Annotated in this window: 11 protein-coding genes; 2 read left to right on the top strand and 9 right to left on the bottom strand. The window is 64.0% G+C overall.

Features of this window, described 5'->3' with window-relative positions; translation table 11 throughout:
• Nucleotide 1 precedes the first annotated feature (1 nt).
• Entirely contained in the window at nucleotides 2-637 is a 636-nt protein-coding gene (locus HOY34_RS12410; RefSeq protein ID WP_172363316.1) for a 2-dehydro-3-deoxy-6-phosphogalactonate aldolase, read from the top strand.
• Between the two features lie 96 nt (nucleotides 638-733).
• Here the strand turns inward: HOY34_RS12410 and HOY34_RS12405 are convergent, their stop codons facing one another.
• The 4 genes from HOY34_RS12405 to HOY34_RS12390 form a co-directional block, all read right to left on the bottom strand.
• Nucleotides 734-3,142, bottom strand: coding sequence for a membrane-bound PQQ-dependent dehydrogenase, glucose/quinate/shikimate family (locus HOY34_RS12405; RefSeq protein ID WP_172363315.1), 2,409 nt, complete (start codon nucleotides 3,140-3,142; stop codon nucleotides 734-736).
• A gap of 243 nt (nucleotides 3,143-3,385) precedes the next feature.
• Nucleotides 3,386-4,744, bottom strand: a complete 1,359-nt coding sequence (locus tag HOY34_RS12400; RefSeq protein WP_172363313.1) for a four-carbon acid sugar kinase family protein — start codon at nucleotides 4,742-4,744, stop codon at nucleotides 3,386-3,388.
• Nucleotides 4,744-6,003: a RuBisCO large subunit C-terminal-like domain-containing protein gene (locus HOY34_RS12395; protein WP_172363311.1), complete on the bottom strand. Its 1,260-nt coding sequence runs from the start codon at nucleotides 6,001-6,003 to the stop codon at nucleotides 4,744-4,746. Before HOY34_RS12395 ends, HOY34_RS12400 begins: the two co-directional genes overlap by 1 nt.
• An 87-nt stretch (nucleotides 6,004-6,090) precedes the next feature.
• On the bottom strand, nucleotides 6,091-6,921 hold the full coding sequence (locus HOY34_RS12390; RefSeq protein WP_172363309.1) for a phosphogluconate dehydrogenase C-terminal domain-containing protein: 831 nt from the start codon (nucleotides 6,919-6,921) through the stop codon (nucleotides 6,091-6,093).
• Between the two features lie 294 nt (nucleotides 6,922-7,215).
• On the opposite strand from HOY34_RS12390, the gene HOY34_RS12385 reads away from it, so the two are divergent.
• Nucleotides 7,216-8,919: a hypothetical protein gene (locus HOY34_RS12385; protein ID WP_172363307.1), complete on the top strand. Its 1,704-nt coding sequence runs from the start codon at nucleotides 7,216-7,218 to the stop codon at nucleotides 8,917-8,919.
• A 79-nt stretch (nucleotides 8,920-8,998) separates the two neighbouring features.
• Here the strand turns inward: HOY34_RS12385 and HOY34_RS12380 are convergent, their stop codons facing one another.
• From HOY34_RS12380 to HOY34_RS12360, 5 genes are read right to left on the bottom strand one after another with little or no spacing between them, the layout of a single operon-like run.
• Nucleotides 8,999-10,483: a serine protease gene (locus HOY34_RS12380; RefSeq protein WP_172363305.1), complete on the bottom strand. Its 1,485-nt coding sequence runs from the start codon at nucleotides 10,481-10,483 to the stop codon at nucleotides 8,999-9,001.
• Nucleotides 10,480-11,292, bottom strand: coding sequence for a glycine zipper 2TM domain-containing protein (locus HOY34_RS12375; RefSeq protein WP_172363303.1), 813 nt, complete (start codon nucleotides 11,290-11,292; stop codon nucleotides 10,480-10,482). The genes HOY34_RS12380 and HOY34_RS12375 overlap by 4 nt, the downstream gene beginning before the upstream one ends.
• A gap of 16 nt (nucleotides 11,293-11,308) precedes the next feature.
• Nucleotides 11,309-13,228, bottom strand: a complete 1,920-nt coding sequence (locus tag HOY34_RS12370; RefSeq protein ID WP_172363301.1) for a formylglycine-generating enzyme family protein — start codon at nucleotides 13,226-13,228, stop codon at nucleotides 11,309-11,311.
• Nucleotides 13,221-14,438: an ABC transporter permease gene (locus HOY34_RS12365; protein WP_172363290.1), complete on the bottom strand. Its 1,218-nt coding sequence runs from the start codon at nucleotides 14,436-14,438 to the stop codon at nucleotides 13,221-13,223. The genes HOY34_RS12370 and HOY34_RS12365 overlap by 8 nt, the downstream gene beginning before the upstream one ends.
• A complete protein-coding gene (locus HOY34_RS12360) occupies nucleotides 14,435-15,154 on the bottom strand; it encodes an ABC transporter ATP-binding protein (protein ID WP_172363288.1) in 720 nt (239 codons plus the stop codon). The genes HOY34_RS12365 and HOY34_RS12360 overlap by 4 nt, the downstream gene beginning before the upstream one ends.
• Nucleotides 15,155-15,158: the final 4 nt, after the last annotated feature.

Below are 15,158 nucleotides of genomic sequence, written 5' to 3'. Positions count from 1 at the left end.
GATGTCTGATCCGACCCGCTGGCCAGGTCTGAAACGCGGCCTTGTCGCCATTTTGCGCGGCATCACCCCATCTGAGGCCGAAACCGCCGCCGAAATCCTGATCGAAGAGGGGTTCGAGGCGCTGGAGGTGCCGCTGAACTCGCCCGATCCGCTGCAAAGCATCGGCCGGATGGTGCGCGGTTTTGGCGACCGAGCGCTGATCGGCGGCGGCACCATGCTAAGCGTCGCGCATGTCGATCAGGTAGCCGATCAGGGCGGGCGGCTGATGGTCAGTCCGAATATGCGCCCCGCCGTGATCCGCCATGCGGTCGCCCGCGGGATGGTGACGATGCCTGGCGTTCTGACCCCGACCGAGGCTTTTGACGCGCTGGACGCGGGCGCGGCCGGGTTGAAATTCTTCCCCGCCTCGCTGATGGGGCCTGCGGGCATCCAGGCGCTGATGGCTGTTCTGCCCAAAGGCACGGTGGTCGGCGCGGTCGGCGGTGTCACGCCAGAGAATATGGCCGATTACCTGCGCGCGGGCGTCACCACTTTCGGCATGGGCACCGCCGTCTATCGCCCCGGCGACAGCGCGGATGAGATCCGCCGCAAAGCCCGCGCCCTGGTCGCCGCCTATGACGCGAATTTCCCGGCCTGAACGCATCCGCCAGACAAAAACCGCCAGACAAGATCGGGGCCGCCACGCAGAATGCGGGCGGCCCCAATTCATTTCACCAGATAGGGAGTGACCCCATCACCCCTTGTCGGGCAGCGCATAGGCGATCACGTAGTCACCGCGCACGGGCGACTGACGTGCGCCCCCTGCCACGATCACCACATATTGCTTGCCCGTTTCCGGCGAGACATAGCTCATCGGCGTGGCCTGGGCACCGACCGGCAGACGGCCTTTCCAGACCTCTTCACCCGTCTCGATATCCATCGCGCGCAGATAGAAGTCCTGGGTTCCGGCATAGAAAACCAGACCCGAGGCCGTCACCACACCGCCGCCCAGCGTCGGCATGCCCAAAGGCACCGGCAGCCCGGCGCGGATACCGCCGACAACCACATCTTCCACCGTGCCTGCAGGACGCTCCCAGACCAGCGATTTGGTCTTCAGGTCAACCGCGCCGAACACACCCCATGGCGGCGCATTGCAGGGCAGACCCAGGGGCGAGTTGAAGGCCGCATGGTCGATCACAAAGGGCGTGCCGATCATCGGATAGGTCGAGCCGACCCCGTGACCCGAAACGAGGCTGTCGAAATCAACCCCTTCCGCCGGGCGCAAAGTCACCACCTGCGGCATGCGGATGTCATTGACAAACAGATAGCCCGAGCGCTTGTCCAGCGCGGCGGATCCCCAGTTGAAGCCACCGTAATAGCCCGGATAGATCAGCGTCGGCTCCAGCTGCGGGGCGGTGAATTCGCCCTGATAGTTCAGCTCTTTGAACGCGATACGGCAGGACAGCTGATCGATGAAGCTGACGCCCCACATATCGGCCTCGGTCAGCGCTTTGGTGCCAAAGCCCGGCATCTCGGTGCTGTGCGGCTGGGTCTCTGCGGTCCAGTCGCCATAGGCGGCACCCTGGGGCGCAGGCAGTTCCTCGACCCCGGCAATCGGCTTACCGTCGCGGCGATCAAGCAGGAAGATCTGGCCGCGTTTGGTGGGCAGCGCCAGCGCAGGCACACCGTCAGGCATGGTGTAAAGCGAGGGCTGCGAGGCGAGGTCATAGTCCCAGATGTCGTGATGAACGGTCTGGAACACCCATTTGTCACGCCCCGTCGCAATATCCAGCGCAACCAGACCGCTGGAGAATTTCTCGGTCTGCGCCGTGCGCGAGCCACCCCAGAAATCGGGCTGCTCATTGCCGAGCGGCATATAGACAAGGCCAAGTTCCTCATCAAAGGCCGGATGGGTCCACATATTGGGGGTGCCGCGGGTATAGGTCTCACCCTCGGGCGGCAGTTTGGTGATCTCGGGGTTGCCCAGATCCCAGGCCCAGACCAGCGCACCAGTGTCAGCCGAGAAGGCGCGGATCACGCCCGAGGGCTCGTCCAGCGCACGGCCGTCAAACACCCAGCCGCCAACCACGATCAGGTTGCGAATGATCGTCGGGGCCGAGGTATAGGCATAGGAAAAGCTGTTGTGGAATTTCACATCGCCCAGGCCCGTCATCATCGAAACCTTGCCGCCCTGACCGAAATCGGTGCAAAGCGCCCCGGTTTCCGCATCAAGCGCCACGATATCGGCATCCATCGTCACCTGGATGATGCGGCGCGAACAAAGCGAGCCTGCAGCAGGGACGATATGCGCCTCACCCTCGACCGGATAGGGATTGGTGACCGAGGCCGGCTCGTAATAGCCAACGCCACGGCAGCGGTTCCAGACGGTCTTGGTGTTCTTCAGCTCTTCGCGGTGACGCCATTTCACGTCGCCTGTGTCCGCGTTAAGCGCGATCACCTCAGAGGTCGGCGTACAGGTATAGACCGTGTCGCCGATCTGGCTGGGGGTGTTCTGGCTTTCCGAGGCCCCCTCGGCCAGCTCGCCCGAGCGGAAGCTCCAGGCGACTTCCAGATCCTTCACATTGTCTTTGTTGATCTGGTCGAAAGGCACATAGCGGGTGCCCTCGGGGTCATTGCCGTAGAATTCCCAGTTGGCGCTGCCATCGTTTTGCAGTGCAACCTCGTCAAGCTGCGGTTTGACCGATGCCACCGTCACCCCATGCGGGCGCAGCATGGCGGCAAAGCCAAAGGCCAGCGCTACGGCAAAAAGCGCCGCCACTGCGAAACTGGCGGCCTTATAGCGGCCACGGGTCACAATCGGATGGATCAGCCCTGCGACCAGCCCCATGACCAGGAAAGGCGCAAGACGCGGCACCAGGCCCCAGAAATTGCTGCCCACTTCCCAATAGGCCCAGGCCAGCGTGCCAAGCGCGGTCAGCGCCAGCAGCAGCGCCGCCACGGGCTTGCGTGCGATGTAAAGGCCCCCGGTGATCACCAGAAGGATCCCGGTGATCAGGTAATACCAGCTGCCGCCCAGCGAGATCAGTCTGATCCCCTGCACGGCCAGCCACAGGCCCACCAGAGCCAGCAGCCCGCCAAGTGCGATAAGCACCAGGCGCTGCCAGCCGCCGCCGGTCGAACCGGCCACTGTTTTGTCGTTCATCATGCCTCCTGCGTGGTCCTGCAGGGCCGGATTTGTCCGGCGGCAGGCCACAACGAAACGAAACGGTATCGTTCCGTTACTGCGTTTCAAAGCCAGAGTGAAGGCAAAATGTCGCACCCCGGCAAAGAAAGTATGCAGCGGTATGCCAGGACATACTCAGACGGCGCTGCGCGAGGCCGGCAATGACGAAGGGGGCAACCGTTCCCGGCTGCCCCCTTCGTCTGTTCATCAATGCCGCACTTTTTAGCCGCGCGCGCCGCCGCCATCGCGGATCCAGCCGAAGTAATCCTCGCTGCCCATCTGGCCGCCTTTCAGCGCGATCTCCAGCCCGTCGAAATCGCCGCTCGCATGGGCCCGCGACAGGGACGCGCCCGGGATCGTCGGCACCAGCGCCTCAAGCGCGAAGATCCCCATCTGCCGCGTGGCATGGCCAGAGGTATCGCCGCCCGAGATCACCACCCGCTGCAGGCCCGCCGCACGGGTCAGATCGGCCAGCAGACGGCCCAGCGTCTCGCCGATCTGCTGATTGAAGGCGGCCCCGTCCCGCCCGGTGGCCGCCAATGCCTGCGCAAGCGCCGCAACCGCCGGATCGCCCGGCCCCTCGGCGGTATGAACCAGCACATCCTGGCCCGACCGCAGCGCGGCCAGCGCCTGCGCCTGCAGGGGGCCGATCACATCCTCGCCCCGGCAAAGCGCCGCCGCATCCAGCGCGAAGGTGGTGAAACCATTGCCACGCGCCCAGCCAATCTGCGCCGCCGTGATCGGCGAGACAGAGCCAGAGACCACCATCATCGGCGTCGCCGCCCTGCCCCGGCTTGCTGGTGTCGGTGGCAGCTGATGCAGCCCCCGGGCCACCAGATGCCGGATCACCGCATATTCGACGCCCTGCGAACCGATTGCGAACAGGGGTTCATGGTCTGAGGCCTGCCAGATCAGACGGCCAGCCTCGGCCTCAGACCCGGCATCCATCTCGTCCAGCGTCACCGCCCGCACGCCCTGGCGCAGCAGGGCCGCCAGCGCCGCATCCGCGCCCGCCGCGTAATCCTCCAGCGTCAGGCAACCGATTGCCACATCGGTCTGACGCGACAGATGGGCGGCGACATCGGCCTCATCCATCGGCGTGACCGGATGACGCGACATCACCGGATGGCGGTCAAGGCGGTGCACCGCCGCGCCAACGCCCGCGAAAAGGTGGCCAAAGGCCTGATAGCGGCGCATCTGCGGCGCGGCGATCACGATGGGGACCCAGGGGTTGTTGAAGAGCCCCAGCCCGATCTCAAGCGCCGTTCCGATATTGCCGATATGGGGCGCAGAATCGAGGGTCGAGCAGACCTTGTAATGAAGCACCCTCGGCCGCAGCGCTGCCAGGGCGCGAAACGCATCGGGCAGGTTTTCCCGCATCCAGCCCGGGTTTTCTGTGCGTGAGGTCGAGGCCACCCCCACCCCGCGCAGCCCCGGAAACCGCGCCAGCTGCGCGGCGGTCGGCGTTTCCAGAAACAGGACCGAGGGCAGGCCACCGAATGTCAGCGCCTCCATCGTGGCGGCAGCCCCGGTGAAATCATCGCCATACCAGGCGAAATCAAGCGCGTAATCAGCGGCCATCACTTCTTCCCGAATTTCGCCAGCGAGGCCGCCAGCTCTGCATGGGTCTGCGCGTAAACCTCAAGTGCGATGCCCTGGGCCGCCGCCTCCCAGGCCTGGCGAATGGCACGAACGCCGCCCGCAGCCCCCATCGGATGGCCATGAATACCGCCGCCCCCCAGATACATCAGATCAAGCGCGCCGCCCGTGCCCTGGAAGGTAGCGGTCGCCTGCCCCCCCCATTGGCCAGAGCAGCAAACCGGCAAGGCGCGATCCTTGGGCGAGAAGATCGGCTCTGCCATATCTTTGAAACTACGCAGGAAACTTTCGTCCGGCTCCCAGTATTTCGCGGCGATGCCGTTGATCTGGAACTGATCAACACCCAAAAGCCGCCAGATCTTCTGATAGGGGCGGAAGGTCATGCCAATCGCCGGGTGCCGGGTCATCAGATCCCAGCCGTTGCGATGCGCATGCAGCGCCAGCTGTGAGCGCTTGCGCAAAAACGTCATGCCGCCATAGCCGATGGAATTGATATTCACCACCGCCGCCTGGCCACCATGTTTCACCACCACATCATGGCGGCGGACCATTTCCTCAGGGTCGGCCGAGGACAGACCAAAGGCATAGACCACCTTCTTCCCGGTCTTTTGCGCATGGTCATCAATCACCCGCATGATCGCCGCCACCCGCTCGTCAAAGGGTGAATAGGCGGGCGAGGTGAGTTTCTCATCATCCTTGATGAAATCGACCCCGGCCTCACACAGCTCGCGCACCATCACCGCAACCTCTTCGGGCAAAAGCCCCAAAGACGGCTTGATGATCGAGGCGATGATCGGCGCTTTGGCCGGGAAATTCAGGCCGCAAAGGCGGAAAGATCCCTCAACCCCGAACTGAGGCCCGGGATGCGCGGCATAGGCCTGGGGCAGTTCTACATCGAGGAGCCTCGCGCCCGTCAGCCCCCGCGTGCCGTAAAGCGCATTGATGCCAATCGTCTGCAGTGAGGCAAAATCCGTGCCGATGGATTCCAGCGGAAAGTCAATAACCACCTCAGCGCGGCGAAACGGCCCCGGCGCATCCGAGGGCCAGCCGGGTGTCGCGGCAGGCTCGAGTTCCGTGACCGAAACCACCCGGGCCGCGCAACGCGCCTTTACGTCGGCGGTTTCGCCCGGCAGGTCGGTGAAAGTTCCGGTCGACTGATCGGTGGCGATCTTGACCGCCATCCGCTCGGGGTCATCCGGCGTCTCGATCAGATAGCGAAAACGGATCTGCTCCTGTGCCATTGGCGCCCCCTTCCCCCCGCATGCAAAAGCCGCCCGCCGCGCCAATGGGAGGAGAAAGGGGCGCGGCAGGCGGTTTCAATAGCCGTATCAGGTGATGCGGATGATCGAGGCTTTGATTTCTTCGAAATCAAAGACCTTCTTCCAGTCGTCGCGCATCAGCATCGGCTTGCCGAACTCAATCGCCTTGTTGCAGGCATCCGAGAACTGGCCGCCCTTGACCTCATCAAAGATCACCGCGCCAAGGATGTTCATATGGCCGAGCAGGAAGTCGCGGGCGCAGTCATAGGAAACGCCGGTCTTGATGACCTCATCCATGGCTTCGCGCATCACAACCAGCAGCGAGGCGCAGACGGTTTCCGAGAGGCCCGGCTCCAGGTAAGCCATCTGCTCGACGGTAACGCGGTGGCTGCGGGCAACGGGGGCATAGATGGTTTTGGCAACTTTTTCGCCCAGAGCGTAATGCTCTTCCGGGCCCTGCATCAGCGCGTTGACGACACCTTGCTGCGCCGCGATGCCGCCGAAATGGTCAGCGCGGCCTTCAGGCGTGGCTTCGTCATTGAAGATCGGCGGATGGCAGGGATGGGTCACGAAATAGGTGATATCGGCGCGTTCCGGCAGGTGATTGGCGAAGGGCGCTGCCGCATCCAGGCAGACTACCATGGTGCCGGACTTCAGCTTCGGCACGATATCGCGGGCGACTGCGCCGATGGCGGTATCAGGAACCGCCAGCACCACCACCTCGGCGTCAACAATCGCCTCATCAGGGGTGACGCAGGTCACGCCGTGGGTTTCTTTGGCGCGGCTCCGACCGGCATCCGAGACCTCGACATAGGTCACATCGAAATCGGATGTCAGCAGGTTGCGCGTCAGGCGCATCCCCATTTTGCCGCCGGCACCGAAAAGGGCGAGTTTCGTCATGGGCTCTCTCCTCATGTTCAACTGGTATGATGAGTGCGCCAGATGAAGCGAAAGTGCAAGAGGCATCAAAGCGGCCAGGCGCTGCGGCGCTAACCGCAATAAGCACGCAACCCTGCCCCCGCATCCAGACACGGAATTGCGGAAATCAAAATGGGAAACGCCACCGCCATAGCCCTTGCGCAGGCCTGCCAATAAAGTTCAATATCAAGCGGTTATTTTGTCCCAGCCGGGCCTTCAGCCCATTTTATACGAAATTTCCGCCCCCTCTTTTCCTGGGCGACACGGAGCCTTGCGATGCTTTACGATCATTTGCCCCGCCGTATCCGCGTGGTCTATCTGGCGGCCGGTGTGATTCTTGTTCTGATGCTGGCGCTATCCGCCGCACTGACCGGGCAAAGCGTGATCAATCTGGGCGGTGACGCCCTGGCCGTCCTGCGCGAAGAGGGGATCCGCGAAGCGGTCAGCCGCTTTGGCAACGACCTTCTGATCGACCTGGCCGAGCGGTTCGGCATCGGCTCTTCTGGCTTTACCACCGAGGCAGAGCTGCGCTCGCTGATGGGGATCGTGCCCGGCTTTGTGGCGCTGATGGGCTTTTGCCTGATCTGGTCGATCACCTGGCTGGCGCTGGCGGCACTGGCGCTGCGCTGGCTGAAGATCGGCTTCTGGGCCTGGCAAAGCGATTATATCCCGCCAGAGCTGCCGCATGACTGGCGAAATCCCGATGAGATCCTGCCCTGGTTTGAAAGCCGCAAAGGCTATATCCGCGAAAACCTCAGCCGCGCCGAAGTCGCCCTGATGACCGAGCGCGGGCGCTATCTGCCGCGCCATTTCGGCAAGGCGGCGGGGCGGCTGCTGAACCCACTGAAAGGCGCGATTGCCAGCGTCTTGCGGGCGCTGTTCTGGGGGGCGCTGACGCTTTTGTGCCTGATCATGCTGGCGCTGCTGGGCACCTCGGTCACCGGGCTGCAACTGCCTGATCTTCCCGCATTTCTGCAAAGCTACCTGCCCCAGGCGGCGATGCGCATCGCGCCCTGGATTGCGATCACCGCTACCGTTTCGGCGCTTTGTGTGATGCTGGATTTCACTTTTGTCCGCGCCCTGGTGCCGCGCACCGCACCCAAAGCCCAGGCCCGTATCGAAGCCGATATGACCTGGATGAAGAACAACTCAAAGCCCGAGCAGTTCCTGACCCTGTTTCGCGCCCGCCTTCAGCAATTCAACCCCGATCTGCGCTATACGATGTCGGGCATCGAGACTGTGAACCAGGAAAACGCCAGCCACGCCGATTTCAAAGCGCGGGTGCTGATCGAGGACAATCCGCAGCGCATTCGCAATTACGCAGGTGCGGCGGCGCAAAAGCGGCTGATCGCGGCGCTGCTGATCGCGCTTTTCGGGGCGGGGATCCTGCTTTTCGCACTGCTGCCTTTCGGCGCGATCAATGCCTTTGCCGAGGGTGAGGCAGGCCTGCGCCAGCTGACCTCGGCCCCGGTCTGGTTTGCGATGGCGCTGGCCACCGGGCGCGGGCTGATCCGCCAGGGCGGGCGTCTGACCAGCGACGCGATCGAGGTGCAAAATGTCACCTGGTATCGCGGGCCTGTTGTGCTGCTGGAGCTGATCGGCTCGATCAACACCCAAAAAAGCATGACTGGCAAAGCGATCCACGACAGCTATGGCACCGAATCCAGCGTCCAGCAGTCGAAGTTCCGCACCCGCATTCTCTCGGCAACCGTCGATGCCGAGACCGTCACCCCAGAGGGCAGCCGCAGCCTTTGGTCCTTTGCGTCAGACCTGGCCTCGGATGACCTTCTGACCCGGGTTCGCCAGGAGCTGGACGGCGACAACAACGAATCTGCGATGGGGGCCAGCATCCAGGAAATCCGCGATATCGAGCAGCTGGGCGCGCATCGTCAGCGTCAGGGGATTGAGGCGGCGAGCCGCAACCCGGCCCTGGACATTCTTCCCACCGCCGCCCCGCCGCGTGAGCGGGACGAGGATTAACCAGGATAAAATGGCCGCCCCGATCCGTGCCTGGATCGGGGCGGCCATTGCGTTTCTCAGTTCCGAAAGCACACTGGTCTTAGTGGCATTCAATCCGCAGCGCCTGCTGCCGATGGCCAGAGACCACCTCAGCCGTTGTCAGCGGCTCGCGTGAACCACGGTCGCGGATGAACCGGATCCCGTAGCGTTCAAGAAACTCTATCGCCACTTCGCCCCGGATCACCCAGGCAACGTTTTCGATACTGCGGCTGGTGCGGGCCGCCTGGCTGGGCTTTGCCACCACCACCGCGACCTGTCGGCCAAAGGCATCCAGCACCGGGCCGCCGGAATTGCCCGGCTGGATCGGCGCAGTGACCTGCATATGCAGAAGATCCCCCTCCATGCCGTAAGGGCTGGAGATGATGCCGTCGGTCACATTCTGCGCCTGGGTCAGGCTGAACACCGGATAGCCCATGGCGATCACCTTCTCGCCCGGCTGCGGCATGGAAGAGCGGAACGAGATCGGCTCGCGGTTGGCGAAGTGATCGCTCTGGATCAGCGCCAGATCGGTGCGCACATCGGCCCCGATCAGCCGCGCCGGATGGCCATTCACAGTCAGCGAGGTGCAAATCCCGATCACGTGGTGATTGGTCAGAATATGCCCCTCGGTCGAGACAAGCGAGCCCGAGCCATTCGCCCGCATCGTGCGATACCAGGCGGGGCGATCTTCCATCCCGGGGTAGTCACCGGAATAAAGCCGCGCCTCCAGCTCGCTGTCAGAGACGCCCGCGCCCGCAAAAAGATCAAGAGATTCCAACATGGTAAGAACCACCGGCTGCAGCGCCGCCTGGGCATCCGCCGCGATCTGAATCACGATGGCCCGCGTCTCGCCACGATCTGCGCCGATGATGATATAGTCCCGCGTGCCCGAGGATTCGATCAGCAGGTAGCTGACCCCCCCGGCATTTCCGCGCGAAATCACCTTGGTGTTCCGGTCACTTTCCCTGGCATTTTCCACCAGGAAGGCGGCCAGATCGGCGGTATTCGTCGCCCCGATGGTGCGGATCTGGCGCAGATCGAACTGCACCGCCGCCCGGCCCGAAAAGACCAGGTTACGGAAATCCTCGCCATCAACGGTCGGCTGGCTCAGGAAACCCATCGGCAGCGCCATGCGGATCCCCGTCCAGTTGGAGGTGCTGGTCTGGATCTGCTGCCCTTTCGAGGTCGCCGCCGCACGATTGCGCAAAATCTCGCGCTGGCGATCATTCAGCTCGCCCGTCGGGCGGTCGCCGAGCGCCTCCTGGAAATTGCGGATCGAGACCCGCATCTCATTGTTGGGCACGCCATCGGTCGGGCCGGAATAATGGCCGACCCACAGAAGATCGGTCTGCGTGGCGGCGGTTTCGCGGCCATAGTTGCGATCCGGCGGCCGCAGTCCGAAAGCGATCAGCACATCGGGCGCAATATCGGCCATGGCGGGCCGGGGCGCCGCCATGGTCAGGGTGATCAGCGCAAGCGTCACCAGACGCAAGCCTGCGAAGCGCCGGCCCTTCGTGGCGGGCGCGAAGGGCCGGCCGCCCCTCATCCGAGCAGCTTCTCGATCGAGCTGATGCTGCTTTCCAGCGCTTTTGCCGCCTTGGCGTCCTGGGCGGTCATGTTCTTGGTGCTGGTCGTAACCTTGCTGACAGCCGGGGTGGCCGCACGTGCATTGCGGGCCGAAGCATTCGAGGCCGCCAGAACCTGCGCACGCGTCACCGAGGCCGTCGCCGCAGTCGCATCAACATAGCTGTCAACGCGCTGGCCGATGCCGTTGAACGAGGCCGAGATCACCTTGTTGTCGGTGGCGATCCGCTTTTTCAGCACCGCCAGCTGCTTGCGGCCATTGGCCTTGTCAACCTTGCCCGACTTGATCCCCGAGGCCAGCTGAGCGGCCTGGCCATTGCGGCAACGGCGCAGTTCAGCCACCGCAGCCCCGGTGCGCGTCACCAGAACCTGCTCTTTCGAGGCATCCTGGTTGACCGAGGACAAAAGCGCCCGTGCATCCTGCGCATTGGCGCGTTTTTGGTTGTAATAGGTCGCCGAGAAACCAGCCAGGCCGCCCACGGCAGCCCCGGCCAGTGCGCCCTTCAGACGGTCATCACTGCTGGAAACCGCTGCGCCCAAAAGCGCACCAAAGACCGCGCCCGCAGCCGCATTCTGCGCCTGCTTGTTGATGTCGGTCTGACGTGCCTCGGCAATCGTGGTCACATATTTGCCGCAGCTGTCATTGGCATCAACCGCACCCGGCGCCAGAACGATCTGCTCATCACAGCCGGCCAGCACGGTTGCCGACAGCGTCAGCACGATCACGCCACGGCCCAGGCTGCGGCCGATCAGGGTTTCACTGAATTTCATCGTCACTCTCCTCGGTTCAATGATAATTGGGATATTTGTCTTCACGTTCACGGCGGGTGGTATCGAGGTCGTATTTCCAGGCCCGGCGCATCTCATCGGTCAGCTGGCCACGTTGCGCCCGGATCTCAGCCTGATGGCGTTCAAACAGCATCAGCGAGTCGATCAGCGTCGCCTGGCCAGAGCCCTGCATCTGCGCCCGGATCTCGGCGATCCGGTCCAGCGCAAAGCGTTCAGGCCGCGCCGCCAGACCAACCTGCACCTGCAGATACAGATCATAGGCATCGTCGATCCGGTTCTGGTTGTTGGCAATCGGCGGCATGATCCGGGTCACCAGCGCCCGCTTTTCGGCCTGGGTTGGCAGCTGCTCTTCATTGGCGGCCAGCTGATCCATCGCATTGATCACATTGCGGCCAACGCGGTCCATCAGATTGCCCGCAACCACGCCAGAGCGGATCGAGAACTGCGCCGCCTCACGTTCGCGCACCGCCAGCTCGGCGCTGAGACGGTCGATCTGCACCTGCAATTCCGAGGTCTGGCGGCCCAGTTCCTCGCGCGTCATATCACGCTCTTCGATCTCACGGCGCAGGCGGCCGACCTCTTCCGACAAAAGCTTGCCGCCCTCGGGGCCGATCATACTGGCGCCCCCCTGCAACAACTCATTTCGGCCCGCCATCAGCTCTTCTTCCAGCGGCTGATTGGCGATGCCCTCAGAAAAAGCCGCGCCGTCATTGCGCCGCCCCGGGAAGGCCGGGGCCGAAATCGCCAGCCGCAGCCCCATCGAGGGCGAAGCCCCCTCGCCTGCCGTTGTAAACAAAGCCGCCGCCTCAGAGCGCCGCCCAACCGTGTTCTGCTCGCGCAGCAAAAGCGACGACCCGCCCTTGGTGATCACCCCCCCGGTCTGGCCAGACAGCCCATCGGGCCGGGTCGGGCGGAACAGATCCAGGACGATCTCTTCGGCATTACACAACATATCGTAGAGACCCAGAAGATTGGGCAGCCGCGTTCCCACCGCGCCCAGACGCGGGGCACCGTCGCGCGGCGGCTCGGCGCAGATCTCTTTCAGATCCGGCTCGCGCACTTTGCCACTGGCATCCAGCACCGAATAATAGCGGATCGAGCGGCTTTGCGTGGTGACAAAGGCCGCCCCGCCCCGGGCTGCATATTCCCATTCCGCCTCGGTCGGGGGGCGCAGATAGCCGGTCGCGCCCTGCTCCCATGGCATGAAAGGCGGCTCGGATCGGGCCAGACGATCCCGGTCCAGCGCCATCATCCAGGCGTTATAGGCCCGGCTGAAGGCAATCGCGTCATACCAGGAAAGGCCGCCTTTGGCCGGGATCTGGCGCAGATCGCCCGCCTGCAAAGCGGCATCATAAGCGGCGCAGGCCGGGGCATCTGCCGCCAGCGTATCTGCCGGAGGCAGCGCCAGAAGACCATCGGCAAAGGCGCGCCATTGCGGCTCGGTCAGTTCATATTTTGCGAGGTAATAAGAGCGCGAGCCCAGGTTTTGCAGCTGGTCCGAGCCCGCGGCCTTGCCGTCAGCCGTCAGGCTGAACGCGCCCGAAACCGGGGCGATCCAGGGGCTGTTCGACAGCACCGATTGCGGCGTCTCGGCGTCGATATCAATGATGCGGCCAAAGTTCCCGGCGATCTGATCCAGCGGATGCTGCGCGGGCACGTCAACGCGGCGAAACATCATATGCCGCCCGCAGGGCATCGGCAGCGCGACCTCTTCGGCCAGCAGGGAAGGCGCGGCGATCTGTGGGCAGGGCACATCATCAAGCGTTTCGGCGCCGCTGTCGATCAGCGCCCGGCGCGCCTGGCTCCAGGCGGCGGGATCGTCGATCTGGCACCAGGGCGCTTTGTCCTGCGCAAGCCCCGGCCCCGCGCCAAGAAGAACGCCAAGCGCAATCGCGGCCCATTTGCGCGGATCAGTCATGGCGCAACCCCTCTGCAATCTGCAACCTGGCGATCCGCCAGCCCGCCACAACACCCGAAAGCAGCCCCGCCGCACAGGCAACCAGCACCGCAAGGCCAACCAGGAACGGCGTCAGCGCCATGATCTCGCCCTGCAACCCGCCGATCCCGGCAAGCGAGCGGTTCACCAGGGGCTGCACCGCCAGCACGCCCGCCCCCGCCAGCGCTGCACCGCCAAGCGCGATCAGCCCGCCCTGCAGCGAAGGCAGCGCCGCGACCGAGGCGGTGCCAAAGCCCAACAGCCGCAAAAGCGACATTTCGCGGGCCTTCTCCATCGCGGCGGCGGCCAGATGCAGGCCCAGCGTCAGCGCGAAACCCAGAACGGTAAATGTGCCGATCACACTGAAAACCCAACCGATTCCGGCCTCAAGCGCCAGCGCGGCCTCGATCTCTTCGGCGCGGGTGGTAACGTCGAAGCCCTCATCAATCAGATCATCGCGCAGGCCAGGCACGTCACGGATATCCCGGGCGTAAAGCCGGAAAGAGGCAAAGCTGCGGGCGGGCGCATCCTCGGCCCGCCCAGGCGCGGGTTGCCAGCCAAGATCAGGCACAGCGTAGCCCTCGCGCCAGCGCTCGACCGCCGTTTCAAAGGCGCGGTCGACGAAAATATCGTCACTTTGCATAAGATCACGCGGCAGAACGGCCAACACTTTGATCTGATGGCGCGCCGCCTCAAGGTTTTCACCAACCTGACGCTGAATGATCACCTCAACCTCATCGCCCGCGCTGACCGCCAGTTCTTTGGCCAGCCGCTCTGTCAACACGGTTTCGGACAGGCCCTGCGGCACCGGCAGCCCTGTCAGCAGCGGATCACCCGCCGCCGTCGGGATCAGGCGCGGCTCTGCAATCGAGCGCGAATCCGGGCCACGCATCCGCACGGTCGCCGCCAGATAGCGAGCGCGGGGCAAGAGAAAGCCAATCCGCGCATCTTCTGCCCTGCCCTCAAACCATTCGGGCGGAATCTGCTGGTCATTGGCCAGCTTCAGCTCAAGAATACGCGGGTCCGAGCGCAGGCGCGACAGGGTATTTTCAACCACCCCCTGGCTAAGCCCGCCCAAAAGCAAAACCGGAACCAGCGCCACCGCGACCGCCACAATCAGGCACAGTGTCGAGGGCCAGCCATGCGCCAGATCGCGCAGCGCCAGGTTAAGAAGTGTAGCGGCCCGTCTCATGCCAGGCCCTCGGCGGCTTGCAATTCCGCGACGACCTCACCGGGGTATTCGCGCAGACTAACGCGGCAAAGGAAGAAGCCGAAATCGCGCAAAAGCTCTGGCCAGTGGCTGGCGACCACCAGGGCGGTCCCCGGCGGGGCCGATGTCAGCGCCTGAAAAGTGCGATGCGCGTTTTCATTGTCAAGCGCCGCCGTCGGCTCATCAGCCAGCAGGATCTGCGCCCCGGTTGCCAGGCCGCGCAAGACCTGCGCCCGCTGACGCTGCCCGCCAGAAAGATGCGCGGGCCGCTTGTCGAGATGCCCGGCAATGCCCAGCTGGCCCGCGATCTGATCCAGCCCCGGCAGATCGCGCCTGCCGCTGAGCGAACGCGCCAGCCCCGCATTGGCCCGCACCGTCAGATAGGGCAACAGCCCGCCATCTTGCAGCACATAGCCGATATTGCGACTGCGCCTGCGGGCCAGAGCGCCGCCTTTCCCGTTGCGGACAAGGCGGGTGACATCCTCTCCGGCCAGGCTGAATTTTCCGATCCCTTCGGGCCGGGCAATCAGCGCCAGGAAATCGAGAAACGTGCTTTTACCAGAGCCGCTTTCCCCGATCAGCCCGATCCGCGCCCCGGGATGAAGGGTGAAAGCCTCAACCTCCATCCGCCAGGGTTTCGCACCCTGACGCGGCGGGCGGCGCAGGCTTAGCCCCTCAAAGGCAATCAGTCCTTCCATGTCC

The sequence above is a fragment of the Pseudogemmobacter hezensis genome (genome assembly GCF_013155295.1).
Lineage (GTDB): Bacteria > Pseudomonadota > Alphaproteobacteria > Rhodobacterales > Rhodobacteraceae > Pseudogemmobacter > Pseudogemmobacter hezensis.
The sequence above is the reverse complement of the archived record's forward strand: the minus strand, read 5'-3'. Positions and strand labels throughout refer to the sequence as shown.

Excerpts from the sequence above, each read along its gene's own strand:
- HOY34_RS12365 (WP_172363290.1), bottom strand. The coding sequence starts at position 14,438 with ATGAGACGGGCCGCTACACTTCTTAACCTGGCGCTGCGCGATCTGGCG.
- HOY34_RS12360 (WP_172363288.1), bottom strand. The coding sequence starts at position 15,154 with ATGGAAGGACTGATTGCCTTTGAGGGGCTAAGCCTGCGCCGCCCGCCG.
- HOY34_RS12385 (WP_172363307.1), top strand. The coding sequence starts at position 7,216 with ATGCTTTACGATCATTTGCCCCGCCGTATCCGCGTGGTCTATCTGGCG.
- HOY34_RS12370 (WP_172363301.1), bottom strand. The coding sequence starts at position 13,228 with ATGACTGATCCGCGCAAATGGGCCGCGATTGCGCTTGGCGTTCTTCTT.
- HOY34_RS12390 (WP_172363309.1), bottom strand. The coding sequence starts at position 6,921 with ATGACGAAACTCGCCCTTTTCGGTGCCGGCGGCAAAATGGGGATGCGC.
- HOY34_RS12380 (WP_172363305.1), bottom strand. The coding sequence starts at position 10,483 with ATGAGGGGCGGCCGGCCCTTCGCGCCCGCCACGAAGGGCCGGCGCTTC.
- HOY34_RS12405 (WP_172363315.1), bottom strand. The coding sequence starts at position 3,142 with ATGAACGACAAAACAGTGGCCGGTTCGACCGGCGGCGGCTGGCAGCGC.
- HOY34_RS12410 (WP_172363316.1), top strand. The coding sequence starts at position 2 with ATGTCTGATCCGACCCGCTGGCCAGGTCTGAAACGCGGCCTTGTCGCC.
- HOY34_RS12395 (WP_172363311.1), bottom strand. The coding sequence starts at position 6,003 with ATGGCACAGGAGCAGATCCGTTTTCGCTATCTGATCGAGACGCCGGAT.
- HOY34_RS12400 (WP_172363313.1), bottom strand. The coding sequence starts at position 4,744 with ATGGCCGCTGATTACGCGCTTGATTTCGCCTGGTATGGCGATGATTTC.
- HOY34_RS12375 (WP_172363303.1), bottom strand. The coding sequence starts at position 11,292 with ATGAAATTCAGTGAAACCCTGATCGGCCGCAGCCTGGGCCGTGGCGTG.